The sequence below is a fragment of the Shinella sp. GW835-FHT14H05 genome (assembly GCF_058793575.1).
On sequence record NZ_JBXAFY010000001.1, the window covers coordinates 1,361,408 to 1,385,504 of the forward strand.

A 24,097-nucleotide genomic window follows, 5' to 3' on the forward strand; every position below is an offset into this window, starting at 1 on the left:
CGATGCGAGCCGAACCGTGCGATCCTCTGGTCGGGGCGGGCGCCTTTTCCAGCGAGGACAAGGCCGCCGTCTACCATGCCATCGAAACGCGCCGCGACGTGCGCGACCAGTTCCTGTCCGATCCCTTGCCGGACGATCTTGTAGGCCGCCTGCTGCACGCCGCCCACAGCGCGCCCTCGGTCGGCTTCATGCAGCCGTGGAATTTTCTGCTGGTGCGCAGCGAGGCGACCCGGCGCGCGGTGCATGCCGCCTTCCTGAAGGCCAATGCCGAGGCGGCTGCGATGTTCGACGGCGACCGCCAGACGCAATATCGCGCGCTGAAACTCGAAGGCATCCTCAAGGCGCCACTGTCGATCTGCGTCACCTGCGATCCGACGCGCGGCGGCACCGTGGTTCTGGGGCGCACGCACAATCCACGCATGGATGTCTATTCCACGGTCTGCGCCGTGCAGAACCTCTGGCTTGCGGCGCGGGCGGAAGGGGTGGGCGTGGGCTGGGTCAGCATCTTCCATGACGCCGACATCCGAAACATCCTCGGCATTCCGGACCATGTCGAGATCGTCGCCTGGCTCTGCGTCGGCCTGGTCGACCGCCTCTATGCCGAGCCGGAGCTTGCGGTAAAGGGCTGGCGGCAGCGTCTGCCGCTGGAGGACCTGGTGTTCGAGGAGCGCTGGCCGGACGCGGGCGTTAGTTGACGCCGGCATCGGCCGGGCGGCCGAGATCGATGGCGGATTCGTTGGCCGGCAGGAAGACCGGGCCGACCGTGCGCACCTTGCTCTTCGCCGGGTCGTAGTCGCGTTCCTCGACCTTCACCGGCAGCTTGGCCGGCGTCTCGTCCTTCTTCGGCAGCGTGTGGATGGTGGTGATCGAGCCGCCTTGCTCGTCGCTATCCCTGCCGGTGCTCGCAGTCTCGCTGCCCTTCAGCGCCTTCTCGCGCTTGATCATCTCCTGGTAATAGGCCGAGAGATTGCAGCCGCAGGCGCCGGGCTTGGAGAGGTCGCGCGTGCGGTAGGAGAAGGCGTTCGGCATTTCGTAATAGGGCCGGCCGGTGACCGTAGAGGTCATCTGGTCCGTCTCCTGGCCGCTCGTCATCGACTGGTAGAACAGTTCGGTCTGCGTCTCGGGGCACATCATCGCGCAGACCTGCTGGTCGCGGCGGAAATCGAGCGGGGTTGCGCCCGACGAGATCGGGAAGAAGCCGCCGTCGCAGGTGCGCACGCAGACGGTGCGCAGGTTGCCATGGCCGGAACCACCGCCGAGCGAGCGCAATTGCAGACGCTCGCTGCCCTCCGGCGTGGTGCCGAGAGGGAGCGTGCGTTTTTCATCGAGCGTGCGCAGCGTTTCGGTCGCCGCGATCGGCACCATCTTCGCCTCGTCATTGCAGCCGTTGCTTGCGAGCAGCGCGGTCAGGCGGGTGCGCTTGCCCTGCGACGAGGTGCCGCCGGCGAATTCGCGGCGTTTCTTGTCGAGGATGTCGAGATTGCGCTCCATCTTGCCGATGACCGTCGAGAGCGTGTCGCAGGCCGCCGCATTGGCGCCGCCGACGACGATGATGCTGCCGCCCGAGCAGCCGAGCCGGCGCTGGTCGCTCTTGGCCTTGCGCAGCTGGATGTTCTGGCGGGCGATGGCACCGGCATATTTGCGCGCGCTCGCCGTATCGACGACCACCTTGGGCAGGTTCGCAAGCTCCGCCTGGATCTGCTCGCACACCGCCGCTGCCGCCGAGCCGCCCGAAAGCAGGAGCGGCAAGCCGGTCGCAACGGCAAACAGAAGGCGGGTCAAACCTTTCAAATCTTCGATCCTGTGAAACTGTCGGGGCCGCGATCCGGCCGCATAAGCATATCCTATCATAGGCTGCATGAAGGGAAGCGCAACGTGCTCCCGCATTTGTGATTAATGCGCGGCGGAAAATATGAGTTGCGTATTCATCTTTTTGCCGGCTGCCCGCAATTGATCTCGTCCGGGGCTTGGTGTAGCACTCTGCGCACATACAACAGCCGGTTATGCGCCCGTCGCCGCGCAGCCGCCGTTCGGCGGAAGACCGGCCCTTCACAGGCAGGTGAACATGCGGATTTCGTCAGTTTTGTTGAGCCCTTTCTACGCGCTCCAGCTCGCATCCGGCGCAAAATCCTTCGCCGACAATCCCGTCATCGGCAGCAAGTGGCTGAACCGCAAGGGATTGCACGAGAAGCGCGTCTCGCTCGCCATGCGCATGGCCGCCTGGCGCCGCACCAAGCTGGAAAAGCTCGTCGCCCCGGAATATCGCCGGCAATATGCCGAAAACGGCTTCGTGAAGATCGAAGACTTTCTGTCGCCCGAGGTTTTTGCCGCGGTGACGCGCGAGATCGCGGAGCGTGATTTTGAGCGCTACGACATGCTGCAGGGCGAGACCGTCACCCGCCGCGCCATCATCGACGACAGCGATTTGGAAAGCCTGCCGGGCTTCAAGGCCGCGCGCAACGATCCGCGCGTCACCAATCTGCTGCGCTATGTCTCCTCGCATGACGGCCAGCCTTTGCTCGTCGTGCAGATCGTGATGGCGCTGCCGTCGGTCATCACGCAGGGCTCGACGGACCCGCAGACCGCGCTGCACAGCGACACGTTCCAACCGACCGCCAAGGCCTGGCTGTTCCTGCGCGATGTCGGCGAGGAGGACGGCCCGTTCTCCTACGTTCCGGGCTCGCACGAGATGACGCCGCAGCGCCTCGCCTGGGAGCGCCGCATCAGCGAGAACGCCGATTCGATCGAGAACAAATATTCTGCCCGCGGCTCGTTGCGCATCATGCCGGACGAGCTTTCGGCGCTGGGTTACGTCCAGCCGGTCAAGATGACGGTCAAGGCGAACACGCTGATCGTCGCCGATACGCATGGTTTCCATGCCCGCAGCCCGAGCTACAAGACGACGACCCGCATCGAGATCTACGGGTCGTTGCGCCGCAATCCGTTCCTGCCGTTCACCGGCCTGCACATCGCCTCGCTGCCCTTCATCGCGTCCGGCATGAACCGGCTGATCATCAATGCGATGGGTTTTCGCGCCAAGCTCGGCCTCAAGGGCTCGCCCTGGAAGGATGCCGGCAAGGGCAAGGCCGACGAATGGTCGAAGCGGCTGAAGCAGCCTTCGGCCTGACCCTCACGAATTGCCGGATCGGCCGTGCTGCCCTTGCAAGGCGGCCGGTCCGGCCCTAAATGTCCGGCATCGTCAATGCCGACCGGATGGTGCACCATGGATTTCAACCCGACCACAAATCGACGTCGTTTTGTCCTCGGGGAATTTTCCATCCATGCCGCATTCCATCACGCTTTCCAAAATCACCTGGTCCACGCCTGACGGCCACACCCTCCTTTCCGATCTCGACCTGACCTTCGGCGCCGAGCGCGCCGGCCTCATCGGCCGAAACGGCGTCGGCAAGACGACGCTGCTGAAACTCGTCACCGGCGATCTGGTGCCACAGGCCGGCACCGTCACCGTCGATGGCACGCTCGGCCTGTTGCGCCAGAGCGTGCAGGTCTTTGCCGACGAGACCATCGCCAGCCTGTTCGGCGTGGTCGATGCGCTCGTCCTGCTCGCCCGTGCCGAGTGTGGCGAGGCTGAGGCGCATGAACTCGCCGACGCCGACTGGACGCTGGAGGCGCGGCTCAGCGCGGCGCTGGCGCGTGTTGGGCTGGAGGCGGCGCCGGACACGCCGCTCGCATCGCTTTCCGGCGGGCAGCGCACACGGGCGGCACTTGCCGCGCTTATCTTCGCGGAGCCGGATTTCCTGCTGCTCGACGAACCGACGAACAATCTCGACCGCGATGGGCGCCGGGCAGTGATCGACATGCTGGCCGGCTGGCGGGCCGGCGCGATCGTCGTCAGCCACGACCGCGAGCTGCTCGAAACCATGGATGCCATCGTCGAACTCACCACGCTTGGCGCCACCCGCTATGGCGGCAACTGGAGCGCCTATCGTGCCCGCAAGGCGCAGGAACTCGCCGCCGCGCATCGTGACCTTGCGGATGCGGAAAAGCAGGCCGCGGAGGTGGGGCGCACCATGCAGACCATCGCCGAGCGCAAGGCGCGCAAGGACATTGCCGGACGCCGGAAGAAGGCGAGGGGCGACATACCGCGCATCATGCTGGGCGCGATGAAGGAGCGCAGCGAGCTGACCAGCGGCGCGAACGCCCGGCTAGCCGAAAGCCGGCAGGGGCAGGCGGCGGACGCCGTGATGGCTGCGCGCGAGCGCATCGAAATCCTCCAGCCGCTCACCGTCAGCGTGCCGCCGACCCATCTCGCCGCAGGCAAGTCGGTGCTAAAGATGGAGGGCGTCACGGCCGGCTATCTGCCGGAGCGACCCGTTATCCGCGGCCTCTCCTTCGCCATGACCGGCCCGGAGCGGGTTGCCGTGACAGGGCCGAACGGTTCCGGCAAGACGACCTTCCTGGCGCTCGTCACCGATGACCTCCAGCCCTGGCAGGGAAGCGTGCGCCGCTTCACCGACTTCGCCATGCTTGACCAGCGCGTGAGCCTGCTCGATCCGGCCCTGTCGATCCGCGACAACTTTCGCCGGATCAACCCGGATGCCGATGAAAACGCCTGCCGGGCGGCGCTGGCACGCTTCATGTTCCGCGCCGACGCTGCCTTGCAGATGGTTGGCAGCCTCAGCGGCGGGCAATTGCTGCGCGCCGGCCTCGCCTGCGTGCTGGGCGGTGCCACACCGCCGCCGCTCCTCATCCTCGACGAGCCGACGAACCATCTGGACATCGACTCGATCGAGGCGGTGGAGGCGGGCCTGCGCACCTATGACGGCGCGCTGCTGGTCGTCAGCCATGACGAACCGTTCCTGGAGGCGATCGGCATCACCCGGCGGATGGAGCTTTTGGTGGTACCCCTCATCCGTCATGGTCGGGCTTGACCCGACCATCCACGCAGCGGGCGCCGCATGGATCCTCGGGTCGAGCCCGAGGATGACTTGGCGAGTGGGCGAGGCTGGGTGGCGATTTGAACCGAGTGCACGACCCGGTCCACCACCGTCAAGCGCGGCCGAAGCGTTCGATGACCTCGGCGAGCGGCACATGGCCCTTGAACGCGCCGGAGCCGGCAGGCGTTTCGCCATCCTCCAGCGCCGTTGCAAAGCGCACCGCGGGGTCCGCTTCCAGCCGGCGGCGGATGGCCTCGATGCGCGGCCAGCGGCTGGCGGGCGCCACTTGGTGGTAGTCCAGCCAGCGGGCGACGCCGATCAGGACGCCGTCTGCGAGGGTGGGGCGGTCGCCGACGAGGTAGGGCGTGTCGCCGAGCATGGCTTCCAGCTTATCGTGCCGCTCGATGACGGCCTTGCGGCCCCATGTGCGCAGCGATTGCTGCAACACCGGGTCCGGCGTTTCCATTTCGAGCGCCGACCAGAGTGGGCTGAAGGCGCCGGTGAAGCCGGTGTTGAGATAGGCCATCAGCTGGTGCATGCGGTCGGCCTCGGGGGACCTGGGATCGAAGCTGATGCGACGTTCCGTATCGCGGGCGGCGAACCAGTGGGCTATCGCCATGGTTTCGGTGATGACGCGGCCGTCGTCGGTGACGAGCGCCGGCGTCTCGTGCCGGGCGTTGAGGCGGGCATAGGACGGGTCGCGCATTTCGCCCAGCATGTCGACGCGGCAGAGCCTGTAGGGCTTGCCGAGCCATTCGAGGGCCGAGACGAGGCCCATGGAGCTTCCGGCGGGGAAGCCGTAGATGAGGATCGGTTCCAATGGTGTTCTCCGTGATTTCTGTTGACCACGCTGCGCAGCGACACTGGACCTAAGGCGTCCGCGCCCCCATGTAAATTACGCACATTTTTGTCACCACGCCGGAGCCCGCCATGAAGGATCTCGTTTCCCGTTGCCCGATCGAGGAGGTCATGCAGGTGCTCGGCGGCCGCTGGCCGACGCTCTTGATCTACTATCTGAAGGACGGCACGAAGCGGTTCAGCGACCTGCGCCGCGACAATCCCACGGTCTCGCACCGCATCCTGACCCTCGAATTGCGCAAGCTGGAACAGGCCGGCATCGTCGAGCGCACCGTCTTCGACGGCTATCCGCTGCGCGTCGAATACGATCTCACGCCGGCCGGCCACACGCTGATGCCGCTGGTCGATGCGCTTGGCGACTGGTGGGAGGCGCACGACGCGGCGCGCCCGGCCGCGCAAACGAAAACGGCCGCCGAGGCGGCGGCCGTTTCGTAAGGCGCAAGGGTTTTCGATCAGACCGGGTAGGAGGCTTCCACCACGGCAAGCGCCGCCATGTTGACGACGCCGCGCGAGGTGGCGGACGGCGACAGGATATGGGCGGGAAGCGCGGCGCCGAGCAGGATCGGGCCGACATGCAGCGAGTCCGTCATCGTCTTGACCACGCCGAGCGCAATGTTGGCGGCGTCGAGGTTCGGGAAGACGAGCAGGTTGGCTTCGCCCGTCAGCGTCGAATCCGGCATGACGCGCTGGCGCAGCGCCTCGGAGATCGCGGCATCGCCGTGCATTTCGCCGTCCGCTTCCAGCGTCGGGTCCATGTCGCGCACGAGCGCCATGGCTTTGCGCATCTTGAAGGCGCTTTCCGAATCGCGTGAACCGAAATTCGAATGCGAAACGAGGGCGGCGCGCGGCGTGATGCCGAAGCGGCGGATTTCCTGCGCGGCCATCACCGTCATCTGCGCCACTTCCGCGGCGGTCGGCTCGCAGGTGACGTAGGTGTCCGTGAAGAAGCTCGCGCCCCGCTGCGAGATCAGCAAGCTCAGCGCGGAGAAATTCAGCACGCCGCCCTTCTTGCCGATGATCTGGCTGACATCGCGCATGTGGCGGGCATAGCGGCCTTCGACGCCACAGATCAGCGCATCGGCCTCGCCGCGCTTGACGGCGAGCGCGCCGATGACCGTCTGGTTCGTGCGCACGATGGTGCGGGCGGCTTCCGGGATCACGCCCTTGCGGCCGACGATGCGGAAATAGTCGTCGACATAGTCTCGGAAGCGCGGATCGTCTTCCGGGTTCACCACCTCGAAATCCACATGCGGGCGCACGCGCAGGCCGTAACGCTTCAGGCGCGTCTCGATGATGTGCGGGCGGCCGATGAGGATCGGCTTGGCGATCTCCTCCTCCAGCAGCACCTGGGCGGCGCGCAGCACGCGCTCGTCCTCGCCTTCGGCGAAGATCACGCGCTTCTTGGCGGCGTTCTTCGCTGCGGCGAAGATCGGCTTCATGATGAAGCCGGAGCGCCAGACGAAGCGGTTGAGCTGGTCGAGATAGGCGTCGAAATCGGTGATCGGGCGCGTCGCCACGCCGGTTTCCGCCGCCGCGCGCGCCACGGCCGGCGCGATGCGCAGGATGAGGCGCTGGTCGAAGGGCGAGGGGATCAGGTAGTTCGGGCCGAAGCTCGGCGTGTCGCCGGAATAGGCGCGCGCTGCGACGTCCGAAACCTCTTCGCGGGCGAGTGCCGCGATGGCGCGCACCGCCGCCATCTTCATCTCCTCGTTGATCGTGCGCGCGCCGCAATCGAGCGCGCCGCGGAAGATGTACGGGAAGCAGAGGACGTTGTTGACCTGGTTGGGGAAATCCGAACGGCCGGTGCAGATCATCGCGTCAGGACGCGCGGCGCGCGCCTCTTCCGGCATGATTTCCGGCGTCGGGTTGGCGAGCGCCATGATGAGCGGGCGCTCGGCCATGCGGGCCAGCAGTTCGGGCTTCAGCACGCCAGCGGCGGAGAGGCCGAGGAAGACGTCGGCACCGTCGATCGATTCGGAGAGCTGGCGCTTGTCCGTCTCCTGCGCATAGACGGACTTCCACTGGTCCATCAGCGCTTCGCGGCCCTTGTAGACGAGGCCCTCGATGTCGTGCACCCAGATGTTTTCCACCTTCGCGCCGAGCACGACGAGCTGGTTGAGGCAGGCGAGCGCTGCCGCACCTGCGCCGGAGGCGACGATCTTCGCCTCATGCAGCGACTTGCCGGCAAGCTCCAGGCCGTTCAGCACCGCGGCCGCGACGATGATCGCCGTGCCGTGCTGGTCGTCGTGGAAAACGGGAATGTCCATCTTCTCGCGCAACTGGCGCTCGACCTCGAAACATTCCGGCGCCTTGATGTCTTCCAGGTTGATGCCGCCGAAGGTCGGCTCCAGGGCGGAAACGACATTGACCATCTCGTCGACGGTCGGCGCGTCGATCTCGATGTCGAAGACGTCGATGCCGGCGAATTTCTTGAAGAGCACCGCCTTGCCTTCCATCACGGGCTTGGAGGCGAGCGGGCCGATATTGCCGAGGCCGAGCACGGCGGTGCCGTTCGAGACGACGGCAACGAGGTTGGCGCGGGCGGTGTAATCGGCGGCCGTGCTCGGGTCGTCGCGGATGGCGAGACAGGGGGCGGCGACGCCCGGCGAATAGGCGAGCGCCAGATCGCGCTGGTTGCCGAGCGGCTTGGTGGGGGTGATCTCGAGCTTGCCGGGGCGGGGATGGCGGTGGAAGAAGAGAGCCTGCTGATCGATATCGCCGCTTGCGGGTCCGTCCTGCGTCCTCGATTTATCGCCCGTGCTCATGGTGCTCCCTGTCATATGCTGTTTTCGTTGCGGCTCTTTCTGCCATGAAACCGCCGCTACGTGAAGTTTCCGGAACATTCCATAAAGCCGCAATCAGCGACCTGTGCAATGCCTATTTACGGACCGGAAATGCATAGGTGTGTCATCAATTTGAAACAGGAGTCTGGTTTTCAACGGAGCCAAAGCCGCCCGTTATGAAGATGTTTGCGGCGGCCGGCCACCCGGAGACCAAGGCATGACTGCGACCCTCGCCGACCCGAATGTCCGTCATTTCCGCACGCTGTTCATCTCGGATGTGCATCTGGGATCGAAAGCGGCCAAGGCGGATTTCCTGATCGATTTCCTGCGTCACCATGAAGCGGAGACGATCGTGCTCGTCGGCGACATCGTCGACGGCTGGCGCCTCAAGCGCAACTGGTACTGGCCGCAGGCCTTCAACGACGTCACGCAGAAGTTCCTGCGCAAGGCGCGCAAGGGCACGCGCATCATCTACATCCCCGGCAACCACGACGAATTCCTGCGCGAATTCCCCGGCACGCATTTCGGCGGCGTCGAGGTGGCGCAGCGCATCATCCATGAAGGTGCGGATGGCAAGCGCTACCTCGTGCTGCATGGCGACGAGTTCGACGTCGTGGTGCGCCACGCCCGCGTTGTCGCCTATCTCGGCGACTGGGCCTATGACGCCGCCATCGCCATCAACGTCGTCTTTGCCGCGGTGCGCCGCAGGCTCGGGCTGCCCTACTGGTCGTTCTCCTCCTGGGCCAAGCAGCAGGTGAAATCCGCCGTCAACTTCATCGGCGAGTTCCAGAAGGTGGTGGCCGAAGAAGCACGGCGCAACAATGCCGATGGCGTGATCTGCGGCCACATCCACCATGCCGTCATCACCGAGATCGACGGCATCCGCTACATCAACAGCGGCGATTGGGTGGAAAGCTGCACGGCGATCGCCGAGCACCATGACGGCGAGATGGAACTGATCACCTGGCAGAAGATTTCAACCTCGACCGTGCCGGTCGCGCTCGCCTCGCGCGACATCGGCGCCATCGAGCCTGCCGGGGCGGAAGCCGCCTGACGCAGCCTTCCCGTATTGCCGCCGATTTCGGCGGCAATGGCGTCCGGTAGAAATAGCGGATTGGCGTACGTACATCGGCGTGCTAGAGCCCGGAGCGTCTCCCAACGCAGGTTTCCCGCCAATGACTGCCCCTTCCGGGTTTACCGTGACCTCAGGCGCGCCGCCGTTCTTCGCCGCGCGCATCGCCCTCGTTTTCTGTGCGCCGATGATGGTCAACGGCATTGCGCTGCCGTTCTTTCCGGTCTGGCTCGAAACCCTGTCGATGAGCGATTTCCAGATCGGCATCGTGCTTGCCGTGCCGCTGTTCGTGCGCGTCTTTACTGCGCCGGTGGCCGGCATCATCGCGGACCGCATCGGCGAGCGCTCGATCGTGCTGATCTGGTCGGCGCTGCTTTCGCTTGCAACCGCGATCGCGCTCTTTGCAACCGGCTCCTTCTGGCCGGTGCTGCTGCTCTACACGCTGCAAGGTGCTGTCTATTCACCCTATGTGCCGATCACCGAGGCGATCATGCTGTCCGGCGTACGGCGCTGGAATTTCGATTATGGCAAGATGCGGCTCTGGGGCTCGCTCGCGTTCATCGTCGCGACGATGATCGGCGGCTGGCTTGCCGGGCTCTATGGCGGCGCCATGGTGCTGCCGGCGATGGCGGCCGCCTTCGTGCTGACGGTGCTCGGCGCAGTGATCGCCCCCAGGATCGGCAAGCCACGCCGGCCTTCGCCCATCACTGCGATTGCCGAAGTGCCGCGAACGAGCACGCTGCGCCAAAGGGATGTGCAGCTCATGCTGATTGGCGTCTCCCTCGTCAATGCCAGCCACGCCATGCTCTTCGCCTTTTCGGCGATCTACTGGCAGAAGATGGGTTTCAGCGGCGTGGACGTCGGCATCCTGTGGAGCGCCGGCGTGCTGGCGGAGGTGGTTTTCTTCCTCTTTGCCGTCCAGCTTCGGCGGCGCTTCAACCTGTGGTCCATGATGATCTTCGGCAGCACGGTCGCCGTCGCCCGCTGGATCCTCTTTCCGATGGAAATGTCCTTCGCCGGCTACTTCATGCTGCAATGTCTGCATGCCTTCACTTACGCGATCATCCACATGAGCGTGCAGAGCCGGCTGGTGGAGCGCGTGGCGGAGGAGCAGGAAGCGGCGGCGCAGGGGCTCTATTTCTTCTACACCGGCATTTTCACGGCGCTCGCCACCTTCCTGTCGGGCTATGCCTTCAGCTGGTATGGCGTGCAGGGTTTTTACCTCATGTCGCTCGTCGCAGCGGCCGGCCTCGTCTCGGTCATTGCCGGCCGGCTCGTCGCGCCGCGCGCTCAGCCCCAGAGTGTTGCTTCCGGCGGATAGACGGACGAGCCTTCGTAGTGCAGGCCCGGCTCCCGGTCGCGCGCGAGCAGCAAGGGGCCGTCGAGATCGACGAAATCGGCGCCCTGCGCCAGGAGAACGGCCGGCGCCATGCCGAGTGACGTGCCGACCATGCAGCCGACCATGATCTTGAGACCATGCCGCTTTGCCGCCTCGCGCAACGCCAGCGCCTCCGTCAACCCGCCCGCCTTGTCGAGCTTGATGTTGATCGCGTCATAGCGGTCGACGAGGCTCGCCACGTCCTCGGTGCGGTGCACGCTCTCGTCGGCGCAGACGGGGATGGGGCGGGCGAGGCCGCGCAGGGCCGAATCATCACCGGCCGGAAGCGGCTGCTCCACGAGGGCGATGCGCGCCTCGGCGCAGATCGAAAAATGATGGGCGAGGTTTTCCGCCGTCCAGCCCTCGTTGGCATCGAGGATGATGGCGCTTTCGGGCGCACCGACGCGCACGGCGCGGATGCGCGCGGCATCGTCCACTGTCCCGACCTTGACCTTCAGCAGCGCCCGCCAGGACTGTTCCGCCGCCTGCCGCTGCATGGCTTCGGGCTCGCCAAGCGAGAGCGTATAGGCGGTGACGAGCTTTTGCGGGGCGCTCGTGTTGATCACCTGCCAGGTCGGCACGCCGGAGATTTTGGCTTCGAGGTCCCAGAGCGCGCAGTCCAGCGCGTTGCGCGCCGCACCGGCCGGCATGACCCGGGCAAGCTCCTCGCGGCCGATGCCGTCCTCGACCGCGCCGCGCATCTCTTCGATGGCCGCGAGCACGCCGGCGACCGATTCGCCGTAGCGCGCATAGGGCACGCATTCGCCCCGGCCGATGAGACCGGAAGCGCCGATCGTGCAGGTCACCACCTCGGCCATCGTCTTCGCGCCACGCGAAATGGTGAAGGTTCCGGCAATCGGGAAGGTTTCCGGCGTGGCGAGCAAGGTGCGGTGCATTGTGTCGATCCTGGCATGGTCCCCGAAAAAATCGAGGCGTGGCGCGGCTTTTGCCGGTTCGTTCGGTGACAGAGGGGCGGCGAGCCGATAAGACAGGCGCATGTTGTCCCCAGCACACGGGAAGATGCAAGAGACTTGACCGCCGCTGCCCGTACCTCACTCGACATCGCGACCGAAAGCCTGCCCGGCAATGGCGGGGAGATCTGGCGTCTCACCGGCGAATGGGTGAACGCGTCCGCAGTTGCCGCCAGCAAGCGGCTCGCGGAGCTTGGCCGCGGGCAGGGCGGCGCGTTGGAGATCGACCTCAGCGGTGTCGCGGCCATGGATACCGCCGGTGCCTGGCTGCTGCGCCGCGCGATCACCGAGCGGCAGGCCGGCGGCGCCGATGTGAGCCTCACCGACCGCGAGGGCGCCAACTATGCCGACCTGATCTCCGCCCTGCCGGAAAAGCTCGCCGAGCCCGGCGACGGGGACGGCGAGCGCAAGACGGTGTTCGAGCGCGTTTTCGAACCCGTCGGCCGCGTGATGGTGGAGGTGTGGGACGACACGGTCGCCGCCATGTTCATCCTCGGTTCGGCGGTGCGCGGCGCCCAGCTCAAGCTCGGTCGGCAAAGCGGCCTGTCGCCGGCGGCGATCGTTCACCAGATCGACCGCATGGGTGTTCGCGCCGTGCCGATCATCCTGCTGATGTCCTTCCTGATCGGCGCGATCATCGCGCAGCAGGGCGCCTTCCAGCTTCGTTACTTCGGCGCGGAAGTCTTCGTCGTCGACCTCGTCGGCATTCTTCAGTTGCGCGAAATCGGCGTGCTGCTCACCGCCATCATGATCGCCGGCCGCTCCGGCAGCGCGATCACCGCCGAAATCGGCTCGATGAAGATGCGCGAGGAGATCGACGCGCTGAAGGTCATGGGCCTCAGCCCGATCGGCGTGCTGGTCTTCCCGCGGCTCGTGGCGCTGACGATTGCGCTGCCGCTCCTCACCATCATCGCCAATTTCGCCGCGCTGCTGGGGGCTGCCTTCGTCTCCTGGTCCTATTCCGGCATCACCTTCGATACGTTCCTGTCGCGGCTGCGCGAGGCGATCGACCTTTCGACGATCGTTTCCGGCATGATCAAGGCGCCGTTCATGGCGCTAATCATCGGCATCGTCGCCTCCGTGGAAGGCCTGAAGGTCGGCGGCAGCGCCGAATCGCTCGGCCGCCACGTCACGGCCGCCGTGGTGAAGTCCATTTTCGTGGTCATTCTCGTCGACGGCCTCTTCGCCATGTTCTACGCCGCAATCGACTTCTGAGGACGCTGATGGATCAGGTTTCGGCAAAACAGGACGACGTCGTGCTCTCGGTCAAGGACCTGACCGTCGGCTTCGGCAGCAATGTCGTGCTCGACGAGCTCAACCTCGATATCTATCGCGGCGAGATCCTCGGTTTCGTCGGTGCGTCCGGCACCGGCAAATCGGTGCTGATGCGCACGGTCCTGCGCCTGCTGCCGCGCCGCTCCGGAGCCATCCGCATCTTCGGCGTGGATTTCGACAAGGCGACGGAAGAGGAGCGTCTGAGGCTCGACATGAAGCTCGGCGTGCTTTTCCAGCACGGCGCGCTGTTTTCCGCGCTGACGGTCAAGGAGAATATCCAGGTGCCGATGCGCGAATATCTCGACCTGCCGCAGGCGATGATGGACGAGCTGGCGCGGTTGAAAATCGAGCTGGTGGGCCTCGCGCCGGAAGCGGCGGACAAATATCCGTCCGAACTTTCCGGCGGCATGATCAAGCGTGCGGCACTGGCGCGCGCGCTGGCGCTGGACCCGGCCCTCGTTTTCCTCGACGAACCGACCTCCGGCCTCGACCCGATCGGTGCGGCCGAATTCGATGAGCTGATCGCCAAACTGCGCGACACTCTGGGCCTCACCGTGTATATGGTGACTCACGATCTCGACAGCCTGTTTTCGGTCTGCGACCGCATCGCTGTTCTCGGGAACAAGAAAGTCATGGTCGAAGGCACGATCGAGGACATGCTGGCCTTTGACGATGCGTGGGTGCAGTCCTATTTCCAGGGCAAACGCGCGCGGTCGATCGTCCGCAATGCGTGAAGGAGTGTCCGGGGCTTTTTTGCCCCGGTGGATGGATTTGCGAGCAGGATAACCGGAACGCATGGAAACGAAAGCCAACTACGCCCTTGTCGGTTTCTTCACCGTGCTCGTCATGGCCGCCGCCTTCGCCTTCGTCTATTGGATGTCGCAATATGGCCGCGGCGGCGAGATGGCGCAGCTCGCGATCCGCATTCCGGGCTCCGCGAACGGCCTCAGCATCGGCTCCCCGGTGCGCTTCAACGGTATCCCCGTCGGCTCGGTGCGCAGCCTCGCGATCGATGCCGAAGACCCGCGTTTCTCCGTCGCCATGACGGAAGTCTCGACCAGCGCGCCGGTCAAGAAGTCCACGACGGCGGTTCTGGAAGTACAGGGGCTGACCGGTGCGGCTTACATCGAGCTTTCGGGCGGCAATGGCGGCGACGAGAACATCCTTCGCCAGGCCTTCGACACCGAGACGGCTGCCGTTTTGCAGGCCGAGCAGTCGAGCGTGACGAACATCCTGTCGACCGCCGACAAGATCCTGAAACGCGCCGACACGGCGATCACCGACATCCAGGGTTTTGTCGCCGATGCGCGCGGGCCGCTCACCACGACGATCCGCAATGCCGAGCAGTTTTCCGGCTCGCTTGCCCGCAACGGCGAGAAGATCGACGAATTCCTGCAAAGCGTCGGCGGCCTGTCGGAAACCTTCCGCAATCTCTCGACCCGGCTCGATACGACGCTCGCCTCCGTCGACGACCTGATCAAGGCGGTCGACCCGAAGAAGGTCGAAGACTTCGTCGGCAATGTCGACAAGATCAGCAAGGACATCGCGGACGCCTCCGGCGACATCAAGACGACCGTCGAAGGCTTCCGCAAGACGGCCGAGACCTTCGACGCCTTCGGCAAGCGGGCGACGACGACGCTCGACAAGGTCGACGGCCTGGTTGCTGCGGTCGACCCGCAGAAGGTCGGCGGTGCGATCGACAATATCTCCGTCGCGACCGCAGATGCGCGCAAGGCCATCGCCTCGGTGACCGGTGTCGCCGACCGCATCGGCGCGCGCAAAGAGGATATCGACCAGATCATCACCGACGTGCAACAGATGTCGAACAAGCTGAACGCCGCCTCCACGCGCGTCGACGGCGTGCTCGCCAAGCTCGACGGCTTCTTGGGCGAGGGCGATTCCGAATCGCTCTTCGCGGAAGCCAAGGCGACGCTGCAATCGATCAAGCAGGCGGCGGACACGCTGAACGGCCGGATCGGCCCGATCGCCGACGGGCTGCAACGCTTCTCCGGCTCCGGCCTGCGTGACGTCGAGGCGCTGGTGCTCGATACGCGGCGCACGATCCAGAATCTCGACAGCGCGATCTCCGGTTTCGAGCGCGATCCGCAGCGCCTGCTCTTCGGCGGCGAGACGGTCAAGCAGTATGACGGCCGCACAAGGCGTTGATTTCGCCCGCAAGTGTGGCCCTATCTCCACAATGGTTAACAGCCGGATGCCGGACGCGATTTTGTCCGCCTCCGCAACCGTGACAGCGTGCCATGCCCCTGATACAGATTCGTGGCGTAAGGGTTTGAGGACGACATGACGGTATCGGGTATGGGTTTGTTGCGGAACGGGACTGCGGCGCGCGCCGCGCTGATCGCCGTTCTGGCTGCCACGCTTGCCGCCTGCGGCAGCACACAGGCCAAGAACGACACCTACGCGCTCTCTTCCACCGCTTCGGTGGAAGGCCCGTCGGCCAAGAACAGGCAGATCCTCGTGCCGCAGCCGTCCGCGCTGAAGGCGCTCGACAGCGGGCAGATCGTCATCCGCCCGTCCGCCTCGGAAATCCAGTATCTCGCCGGCGCGCAATGGAGCGACAGCCTGACCAAGATGGTGCAGGCGAAGCTCGTGCAGGCGTTTGAAAATACCGGCCTTGTCGGCGGTGTCGGCAAGCCGGGCGAGGGCCTGGCGATCGACTACCAGGTCGCGACCGACATCCGCACCTTCGAGGTGGAGACCGCCGGCGCGGATACCGCGGTGGTGGAAATTTCCGCAAAGCTGCTCAATGACCGCAACGGCACGGTCCGGGCGCAAAAGGTTTTTCGCGCGGCAGTGCCTGTGGGCGGTACGGGAAATACGGCCTTCGTGAAGGCGCTTGACGCAGCCTTCGCCACGGTCACCGCCGACATCGTCGGCTGGACGCTCGCCGCGATCTGATCATGCATTCGTGAGAATCAAAAAGGCCGTGCGCTGCGGATTGCAGCGCACGGCCTTGTCATATCAGGCGCCCTGCACGCCCTGGATGGCCGAGACCTTCCACTCGGCGCCGTTGCGGCGCACGAAGGTCCAGATCTCGACGGCTTCCGTCAGGTTGTCCGGGTCACCGGAGATGAGCTTGCCGGTCGCGCGGTCGCGCATCACGTCGATGCTCTCATAGCGCATGGCGACCGTCGCATAGTCGTCCGTGCCTTCGCTCCAGGCTTCCGCAACGTCGCCCTGCACGAGATGGATGTCACGCACCTCGTTCTTCAGACCCTGCGTGGCATTGTCGCTGAGTTCTTCGGCGAGATAGGACATCGCCTCCGGCGTGGTGATCTGGCGCAGCGTGCGGAAATCTTCCGCGGCATAGGCCGCCTGCAATTCCTTCAGCAGGCCTTCAAACTGTTCGAGGTCTTCCGGCTTGACGCCGATCTCGTCGCCGCCGGTTTTCGGCTGAACCGCCGCTGCTGCCGCCTGGCGATTGCCGCCGCCGATGCGCGGGATTTCGAAGTCCGAGCCGCCAGTCTGATAGGCGTTGCGGGCTTGCGCATTGCCGGGGCCGGCATAGGCGGGCGCGTTCTTCTGCGCGAACATGCGGCGCAGGAACAGGAAGACGCCGGCGATCAGCAGCACTTGCAGGATGAGGCCGAGGACGCCGATGCCGCCGCCAAGGCCCTGGCCGAGCAGCATGCCAACGAGGCCACCGAGCATCAGGCCGCCGATGAGCGAGCCGCCGAAGCCGCCGAACAGGCCCGGGCGCTGGCCATTGGCCGTCGTGGTGCGGTTTGCCGAGGGCTGGGCCGACTGCTGGCGCGTCATGGTGCGGTCGATCGGCTGGGCATCCAGCGGTGCGGTGCGCGTCGTCGAGGGGGTCTGGAAGGTCCGGGTGCCGCGGCTGCCGAAACCGCCGCCGGCGCGGCGCGCTTCCGCAAAGTCGACCATCGTCATCATCACCATGACCGCCACCGCGATCGTCGCCAGAAACCGTGCAAAGCCCTGTATCAAGATCATTTCCGTCTCTCTTCCCATGCGCCGACCGGCGCGTCGAAACGCATATAGAGGGTAAGAGCGCGGAATTTAAGGGTTTTGGCCGCGAAAAGACGCCGTGATCGTTCACAAAAACGAGACGGCCGCCCGGAGGCGGCCGTCTGTGTTCGATTTTTCGCCGAAGCGATGCGCTTCGGCAGGAAATGCTTAGCTGAAGCGGCCTGCCGCGTGTGCCAGCATGGTGTAGACCTTGCCGGTGTCGGAGGTGAGATAGGTCTGCGTCATCACCTTGTCGCGGTCGTTGCGGGCGACGTCGGCGAGCAGTTTTTCGAAGTCCGAGATGTAGCGGTCGACCGCGGTGCGGAATTCCGGCTCGCGCTCGTATTTGCGCTTGATCTCGTCGAAGGTCTGCTGGCCCTTCAGCGTGTAGAGGCGGCGCGTAAAGACGTCGCGCTCACCGCGCTGGTAGCGCCGCCACAGGTCGACCGAGGCATCGTGGTCGATGGCGCGGGCGATATCGACCGAGAGCGAGTTCAGCGATTCGACGACGTGGCGCGGGTTGCGGGTGTCGGCCGGGCGGGCCGCCTGGGCGTCGCCGCGCGGCTGGGCGAACTGGGCTTCCTCGCGGGAGACGGCGCCGCGCAGCAGGTCGCGCATCCAGCCGCCTTCGCCGGCGGTCTTGTTTTCCGCCTCGGCGGCGGGCAGGGGCTGCGCACGCTGCGGCACCGTGGCGGTCGCCGCACGCTCGAGGCCGAGGCTGCCGCGCAGCGGCACGCTCTCCTCGCGGCGCGGCTCTGCGCGGGTTTCCTGCACCGGCTGCTGCACGGCCTTGGCCTGGACCACGGCGGGGCGCGAGACTTCCAGCGCCGAGGAGGACTTGCCGATGATGTCGGAAAGGTCCTGCAGCGCCTTGATCTGCTCGCTGACGGCGCGGCGCATCTGCGCAGCGTTTTCCTTGGCTTCTTCCGGTAGGTCGAAGGCGCCGCGCTTCAGTTCGCCGCGCGTCTGGTCGAGTTCCTTGCGGATATCGGTGGCGGCGCGGCGGATTTCCTCGGTGGCGCCGGAGAACTTGCCGACGGCTTCCTCGACGGCCTGGCGCAGCGTTTCGCGCATGACGGTCGTCGCGGCGTCGGATTTCTTGCCGGATTCGGTGAGAAGGCGGTCGACATCGGAGAGCGAGGCGCCGACGCTGCCGCGCAGGCGGTTCGCCACTTCCTTGGTGCGTTCCTCGGCGCGGTTGAAGGCGCCCTCGACGGACTGGCTGGCTTCCTCGCCGGCCTTCACCATCGAATCACGCAGGGCTGCGGCCGTGGCCTCAGCGCGTTTCTCGGTTTCGCCGAGAATGCGGCCGACATCGGCAAACGAGCTCTGGATGCCGCCGCGCAGGTTGCTGGCGATGAGGCCGGAGCGTTCCTCGGCGCGGCTGAACACGCCCTCGACCATGCCTTCGAGCGACTGCATGGTCTTCTCGATCTCTTCCGAGCGCTGCACGAGGCCGACGGAGAGCGAGCGCAGCGCGTCCTGGCGTTCCTCGAGCGTCGAGACGAGGTTCGACTGGGCGGCGGCGAGCAGGTCGGAGGCCTGCGACAGGATCTTCGAGTGATCCTCGAAGCGCCCGACGATGCCGCCGATCTGCGACAGCGTGCCGGAGGAGATGTCGGAGAGGCGATCGACCTTGCCTTCGAGCAGGCGCGACGTGGTGGAGACCATGTCGGCCGCGCGGTCGGCGGAGGCGGAGAAGCGCTCGGTGGTCGTGGTCAGCTGCTGGTCGACGGCGCCGAGCGTCTGGCTTGCGGTATCGACGAGGCCGGCGATCGCGCCATTGCTTTCCGAAAGCCGGGCGATCAGGCTCAGGACATTCGCCTGCAGGCCGCTTTCGATCTCGCGCATCTGGCCGGCGGCTTCTTCCGTGCGGCTGGAGATGGCGGCGAGCGTATCGGCGGTGCGAGCGGAGATCGCGTTGATGAGCGCGGCGTTCTCGTTGCGCATGCGGTCGGCGCTTTCACGCGCGACGCCGCTGAGGCGCTCTGCACCCTCGCGGGTGACACCGCTCAGACGTTCGGCACTCTCCTGGGCGACGCCGCTCAAGCGCTCGGCGGCCTCGCGGGCGACACCGGTGATGCTTTCCGCAGCCTCGCGGCCGACGGCGGCATAGTCGTCGATGACCGGGCGGGCTTCCTCGTTGATCAGGCGCGACAGTTCTTCCGTGCGGCTGGCCAGCATGGAGTTGAGTTCGCGCGTGCGCTCGTCGAGCGTCGAGCGGATCGACGCGCCGCGGGCTTCCAGCGCCTTCTCGGCCTCGCCGAGGCCGGTGCGCAGCGACTGTGCCTGGCCGGCAAGGCGGTTTTCGGTCTCGGCGAAGCGGGCGACGGCGGCCGTGGTGGTTTCGTCCACGGCGCGGGTGAAGGCTTCGTTACGGGCCGAAAGGTTGCCGGCGAATTCTTCACCCGTGCGGGCGATGGTTTCCGCGGCGCGCTGGGCTTCCGCACCCATGTCCTGAGCCGCGCGGGAAACCGCGCCGCGCAGCGATGAGCTGAGGCTGGCGAATTCCTCGCCGGTCTTGGCGAGCGACTGGGCCGAGCGGATCGCTTCGGCGTCCATGTCCTGCGCGGCCTGCGAGACGGCTTCGCGCAGCGTGTGGGCAAGACCCGCGGCCTTGCCGTCGATCGTGCGGTTGACGCTGTCGAGACCGATGGTGAGCGCCCGGTCCATCGTGCCGAGGCGTTCCTCGATGCGGCCGGTCTTCTCGTCGATGGTCACGCCGATGCGCGTGGCGGCTTCGTCGGTGACGCGCTCGATCTGGCTGGTGCGTTCGGCGAGCGTTCCATCGATGCGTTCGGCGGCTTCGCCGGCGAGGCGGGCGATCTCGCTGCCGCGCGCGGCAAGCGTGCCGTCGATCAGCGAGGTGGCCTCGCCGACAGCGCGCTGGATTTCGCCGGCGCGGGTGACGAGGGCGCCATCGATGCGTTCGGCAGCTTCGTTGACGCTGCGCTCGATCTGGTCTGCACGGCCATTGAGGGTCTCCTCGAGGCGGTCTGCTGCCTGGCCGGCAACACGGGTGAGCTGCTCCGCGCGGCTGGCAAGCGTGCCGTCGATGCGGTCGGCGGCTTCGCCGGTCACCCGTTCAATATCCGTGATGCGACCCGACAGTGCGCCTTCGATGCGCAGCGCGGCATCGGTGCTGACGCGCTCGATGTCGGTAACGCGGCCGGCGAGCGTCGCGGCGATGCGCGCCGTCGTCTCGTCGCCGATGCGGTCGACCTCGGCCATCGGGCGGGAGAGGGCGTCGGAGACGCGCAGCGACACGTCGCTGCCCACGCGGTCGAGATCGGAAAGGCGCTCCGACAGCGTGTCGGAGATGCGCAGCGCCGCCGTATCGACGATGCCGGAGACGTTGTCGACGCTGTGTTCGATGCGGGCTTCGAGCTTGCCGAGGTTTTCCTCCAGCCGGCTGCCCGTCGTGTCGAAGCGGGTGGCGACGCTGTCGACGGTCTGTTCCATGCGGTTGCCGAAGGTGACAGCGGCCTCGGCAATCTTCGAAGAGCTTTCGATGAGCCGTTCGGCGACGACACCCGCACTTTCGCGCACGCGCTGGTCGAGCACGGCGGCGCTGCCGTCAATCGTGCGGCGCAGCGCTTCCTCGTGCTGCTCCATGGTCAGTTCCAGCATGCCGGCGCTGGTGGCGATCGAGGTGCCGATGGTGGTGACCTGGTCGTTCAGCGTTTCGGTGAGGTGGTTGCGGCCCTCGGTGATCGCCAGGTTGATCGCGTTGATGCGGTCGTCCAGCGTCGCGCGGATCTCCTCATGGGTGGAGGTCAGCGAACCGGCAAGCTCGGAGGCGCGGCCGGAAAGCTGTTCCATCGACATTTCCAGCATGCCGGCGCTGGTGGCAATGGAGGTGCCGATCGAGGTGACCTGGTCGTTCAGCGTTTCGTTGAGGTGGTTGCGGCCGTCGGTGATCGCGGCGTTGATCGCGTCGATGCGGTCGTCGAGCGTCGCACGGATCTGGTCGTGGGTGGAGACGAGCGAACCTGTGAGCTCCGAGGCGCGGCCGGAGAGCTGCTCCATCGACATTTCCAGCATGCCGGCGCTGGTGGCAATGGAGGTGCCGATCGAGGTGACCTGGTCGTTCAGCGTCTCGGTCAGCTGGTTGCGGCCCTCGGTGATCGCGAGGTTGATGGCGTTGATGCGGTCGTCGAGCGTCGCGCGGATCTGCTCCTGGGTGGAGACGAGCGAGCCGGCAAGCTCCGAGGCGCGGCCGGACAAGGCTTCCGCGATGTTGGCGGCGCGGCCGGAGAAGGCCTCGGCGAATTCGGCCGCCTGGCCGTGCAACACACCGCCGAGCTGCTGCGTGCCTTCGGACAGAACAGTCTCGACACGGTTCGCTGCGGCGTCGATCGACGACTGCATGGAGCCGGCGCTGTTGGAGAGCACCGAGGCGAGGTTGGCCGTGCGGCCGGTGATGACCTCGTCGATCTGGCGGGCGGCGCCGGTCAGCGCGTTCTCGACGCGGCTGGCGGCCGAGCCGACCGACTGTTCGAGCTGGCTGCCGGTCTCGTTCAGCATGGAGGAGAGGGCGGCGGTGCGCTCGGAAAGCGCGTTGTCGATGCGGCCGTGGCTGGCGGCGATGGTGGAGGTGATCTGGTCGGCGCGCGCACCGAGCGCGTCTTCCATGCGGGCCTGGGCGGCTTCGATGTCGGTGGCGATGGCCGTGCCGCGGCTGTCCAGCGCCTGCGTCAGGCGTCGCTCGCTGCTGGAAATGCTCTCGACCAGCGCTTCGGCACGGGCACCAAGGGCGTTTTCCATGCGGGCCTGGGCGGCTTCGATATCGGTGGCAATGGCCGTGCCGCGGCTGTCGAGGGCTTCGGTCAGGCGGCGTTCGCTGCCCGAGACGCTTTCGGCAAGCGCCTCGGCGCGAGCGCCAAAACCGGTTTCGATGCGGTTCTGCACGTCGGCGAGGCCGCCGAGCAGAGCTGCAGACTTTTCAGAGAGCACCGAGTTCATGCGCTCATGCGCGCCGGTGACGGCATGGGTAATGGCGTCGGCGTGGCCGGTCACGGCGCTTTCGAAGACTTCCTGGCCCGTGCCAAGTGTCGTCGCCAGCGCGAAGGACTGGTCGGTCAGCGTGTTGCCGAGGCGGTCGATGCTGGAGGTGAGGATGCCGTCGATCGCCTCATGGCCGCTGGCGACCGTTTCGTTGATGCGGGCGAGGCTTTCCATCAGCTTGGAATCGAGCGAGCCGGCGCGCTGGTCGAAGGCGGTGGCGAATTCCTCGACGCGCTGGTCGAAGGCGCTGGCGATCTGGCCCACGGTCGCCTGCATGCGCTCATCGAAGAAGCCGGAGCGCAGGTCGAGGTCCATGACCGTGTCGTCGGCGGCGTTCTTCAGGCTCTGGCGGAACTGCGCGCCCTTTTCGTCGAGGGCCGCGTTCATCGATTCGAGAACATGGTCGAGGCCGCCGGTAACGGCCTGCTGGCCGATCGACAGGCTTTCGCTGATCTCGCGGGTGCGGGCGATCAGCGTCTCGTTGAGCTGCTTGGCGCGCTCGTTCAGCGCCGCGTTCAGCTTTTCCGTGTTGGTGTCGAGCGAGGTGGCGCGGGTCTCGAACTGGTTCAGCAGGTCCCGGCCGCGCGAATCGAGGCTCTTGGTCAGGTGGTCGAGGCGGGTGTCGAACTCCTGGGCGAGCGCCAGGCCGGAGGAGGAGAGGGTGGACAGCAGGCTGTCGGTGCGGGCCGAAAGCATGGCGCCGATCGTCTGCGTCGCGCTGTCGGACTTTTCCATCAGCATGGCGGCGCGGGTGTCGAGCATGGAGGCGAAGGCCTCGCCCGACGTCGCAAGGCGGTTCGTGATGCTCTCGCCGGCGCTTGCCAGCTCGTCCTTCAACTGCTCATGCGCGCCAGAAATCGACGAACGGACGCGTTCTGCATGGCTGACGATCGCCTCGCGCTCGGAGCCGAGCTCCTGCACGAGCGTGCGCACGCGCATTTCATTGTCGGCGTAGCTGCGTTCCAGCGCGTTCACTTCGGAATGCACGAGGGTTTCGAGTTCGGTGGCGCGCGCTATGGTGCGCTCGATGCCTTCGTTCATCGCCGAGACTTCGCGGCGCACGGCCTGACCGACGGTCATGATGCGGTCGGTGGCGACGGTTTCCGGCTCGGACAGGCGAAGGGCGACTTCCGCCATAGAACGGGCGGCGCTGCGCAGCTCATGGGCGCGCGAAATCATGATGGCGAAGGCGAAGAACAGCATGATCGGCATGACAATGGCGACCAGCATGCCGATGGCGCCGGGCAGCGCCACGAGGTCGGCAACCGAGCGTATCTGCCAGATCTGCGGTGCATAAAGCAGGTTCGCGACGCCTAGGCCGCCGATGACCCAGAGAACGGACATCAGGATCGCCATGCGGATCGAGGTGCGACCGGAGCGCACGTCGAGCGACTTGAGAATCGCGGCGGGCGTCTTGCGCGAGCCGTCATTGGCCGGCTGGAAGGTCGGTGTCTTCGGTGCGGGATCAGGCGTGAGGCTGCGCGCCGTCTCGCCGGAGGCCGGGCGCGTGGCGGGCTTTTCCTGCGTCTTGTTCGGAATGCGACTTGCTGGTTCAGACACATGGGCCTCCGAAGCGTCCTTCTTCGAGGGCGTCTCCGGCGCTAGATCGTCAAAGTCGATTTTAAGTGCCTCTTCGAGGGCCTGAAAGGCCTTGTCGTCGATCGACTCGGTGGACTTGTTCGTCGCCATGCGGTTACGCCTCGTTACCATGTCCGGGATCGGGCTTCATACGCGCTGCCGCTGCTCAGGCGCATTCGAACCGTCCGGTTGGTGGCCGGTCTTGCTGCTTACCCTCATGGCAAGCAGCGTCCGGACCGCCGTTCATTCCAATTCGCTCGATAGACCGAAAAGGCGAAGCGGTGTATCTC

Annotated in this window: 16 protein-coding genes; 10 read left to right on the forward strand and 6 right to left on the reverse strand. The window is 66.1% G+C overall.

Annotated features, from left to right (window positions below; genetic code table 11):
- The first annotated feature begins 2 nt into the window (after positions 1–2).
- A complete protein-coding gene (gene bluB, locus AC1Q6Z_RS06685) occupies positions 3–695 on the forward strand; it encodes a 5,6-dimethylbenzimidazole synthase (protein WP_492647128.1) in 693 nt (230 codons plus the stop codon).
- Here the strand turns inward: bluB and AC1Q6Z_RS06690 are convergent.
- A complete protein-coding gene (locus AC1Q6Z_RS06690) occupies positions 688–1,791 on the reverse strand; it encodes a DUF2865 domain-containing protein (RefSeq protein WP_492647129.1) in 1,104 nt (367 codons plus the stop codon). The genes bluB and AC1Q6Z_RS06690 overlap by 8 nt on opposite strands.
- A 295-nt stretch (positions 1,792–2,086) precedes the next feature.
- Between AC1Q6Z_RS06690 and AC1Q6Z_RS06695 the strand changes: the two genes are divergently transcribed.
- Entirely contained in the window at positions 2,087–3,127 is a 1,041-nt protein-coding gene (locus AC1Q6Z_RS06695) for a phytanoyl-CoA dioxygenase family protein (protein ID WP_492647130.1), read from the forward strand.
- Between the two features lie 154 nt (positions 3,128–3,281).
- The gene (locus AC1Q6Z_RS06700; RefSeq protein WP_492647131.1) at positions 3,282–4,892 is read left to right on the forward strand and encodes an ABC-F family ATP-binding cassette domain-containing protein; all 1,611 of its coding nucleotides are present in this window, start codon (positions 3,282–3,284) and stop codon (positions 4,890–4,892) included.
- Between the two features lie 118 nt (positions 4,893–5,010).
- Here AC1Q6Z_RS06700 and AC1Q6Z_RS06705 read toward each other — a convergent pair whose 3' ends face one another.
- The gene (locus AC1Q6Z_RS06705) at positions 5,011–5,718 is read right to left on the reverse strand and encodes a glutathione S-transferase family protein (RefSeq protein ID WP_492647132.1); all 708 of its coding nucleotides are present in this window, start codon (positions 5,716–5,718) and stop codon (positions 5,011–5,013) included.
- A gap of 110 nt (positions 5,719–5,828) precedes the next feature.
- Between AC1Q6Z_RS06705 and AC1Q6Z_RS06710 the strand changes: the two genes are divergently transcribed.
- Positions 5,829–6,191, forward strand: coding sequence for a winged helix-turn-helix transcriptional regulator (locus AC1Q6Z_RS06710; RefSeq protein ID WP_256115641.1), 363 nt, complete (start codon positions 5,829–5,831; stop codon positions 6,189–6,191).
- A 17-nt stretch (positions 6,192–6,208) separates the two neighbouring features.
- Here the strand turns inward: AC1Q6Z_RS06710 and AC1Q6Z_RS06715 are convergent, their stop codons facing one another.
- Positions 6,209–8,521 (reverse strand): NADP-dependent malic enzyme, encoded by a 2,313-nt coding sequence (locus AC1Q6Z_RS06715; RefSeq protein WP_492647133.1) that lies wholly within the window; start codon positions 8,519–8,521, stop codon positions 6,209–6,211.
- A 235-nt stretch (positions 8,522–8,756) separates the two neighbouring features.
- Between AC1Q6Z_RS06715 and AC1Q6Z_RS06720 the strand changes: the two genes are divergently transcribed.
- Both AC1Q6Z_RS06720 and AC1Q6Z_RS06725 read left to right on the forward strand, forming a co-directional pair.
- Complete coding sequence (locus AC1Q6Z_RS06720; RefSeq protein WP_492647134.1) at positions 8,757–9,593, forward strand: UDP-2,3-diacylglucosamine diphosphatase; 837 nt, start codon at positions 8,757–8,759, stop codon at positions 9,591–9,593.
- A gap of 121 nt (positions 9,594–9,714) precedes the next feature.
- A complete protein-coding gene (locus AC1Q6Z_RS06725; RefSeq protein WP_492647135.1) occupies positions 9,715–10,932 on the forward strand; it encodes an MFS transporter in 1,218 nt (405 codons plus the stop codon).
- On the opposite strand, the gene dgcA is transcribed toward AC1Q6Z_RS06725, so the two are convergent.
- Positions 10,902–11,885, reverse strand: coding sequence for an N-acetyl-D-Glu racemase DgcA (dgcA, locus tag AC1Q6Z_RS06730; protein ID WP_492647136.1), 984 nt, complete (start codon positions 11,883–11,885; stop codon positions 10,902–10,904). The two genes, AC1Q6Z_RS06725 and dgcA, sit on opposite strands and share 31 nt — an antisense overlap.
- Before the next feature lie 135 nt (positions 11,886–12,020).
- Between dgcA and AC1Q6Z_RS06735 the strand changes: the two genes are divergently transcribed.
- From AC1Q6Z_RS06735 to AC1Q6Z_RS06750, 4 genes are all read left to right on the forward strand, one after another.
- The gene (locus AC1Q6Z_RS06735) at positions 12,021–13,175 is read left to right on the forward strand and encodes an ABC transporter permease (protein ID WP_492647137.1); all 1,155 of its coding nucleotides are present in this window, start codon (positions 12,021–12,023) and stop codon (positions 13,173–13,175) included.
- Between the two features lie 8 nt (positions 13,176–13,183).
- A complete protein-coding gene (locus AC1Q6Z_RS06740) occupies positions 13,184–13,969 on the forward strand; it encodes an ABC transporter ATP-binding protein (protein WP_256115646.1) in 786 nt (261 codons plus the stop codon).
- A gap of 61 nt (positions 13,970–14,030) precedes the next feature.
- Positions 14,031–15,401 carry an MlaD family protein gene (locus AC1Q6Z_RS06745; protein ID WP_492647138.1) on the forward strand — a complete coding sequence of 457 codons (1,371 nt, stop codon included), beginning with the start codon at positions 14,031–14,033 and terminating at the stop codon, positions 15,399–15,401.
- A gap of 135 nt (positions 15,402–15,536) precedes the next feature.
- Complete coding sequence (locus AC1Q6Z_RS06750; protein WP_439618482.1) at positions 15,537–16,154, forward strand: ABC-type transport auxiliary lipoprotein family protein; 618 nt, start codon at positions 15,537–15,539, stop codon at positions 16,152–16,154.
- 63 nt (positions 16,155–16,217) lie between these two features.
- Here the strand turns inward: AC1Q6Z_RS06750 and AC1Q6Z_RS06755 are convergent, their stop codons facing one another.
- Both AC1Q6Z_RS06755 and AC1Q6Z_RS06760 read right to left on the reverse strand, forming a co-directional pair.
- Positions 16,218–17,207, reverse strand: a complete 990-nt coding sequence (locus AC1Q6Z_RS06755) for a Tim44 domain-containing protein (RefSeq protein WP_492647139.1) — start codon at positions 17,205–17,207, stop codon at positions 16,218–16,220.
- Positions 17,208–17,390: 183 nt separating this feature from the next.
- The gene (locus AC1Q6Z_RS06760) at positions 17,391–23,918 is read right to left on the reverse strand and encodes an apolipoprotein A-IV repeat region-like domain-containing protein (protein WP_492647140.1); all 6,528 of its coding nucleotides are present in this window, start codon (positions 23,916–23,918) and stop codon (positions 17,391–17,393) included.
- Positions 23,919–24,097 lie beyond the last annotated feature (179 nt).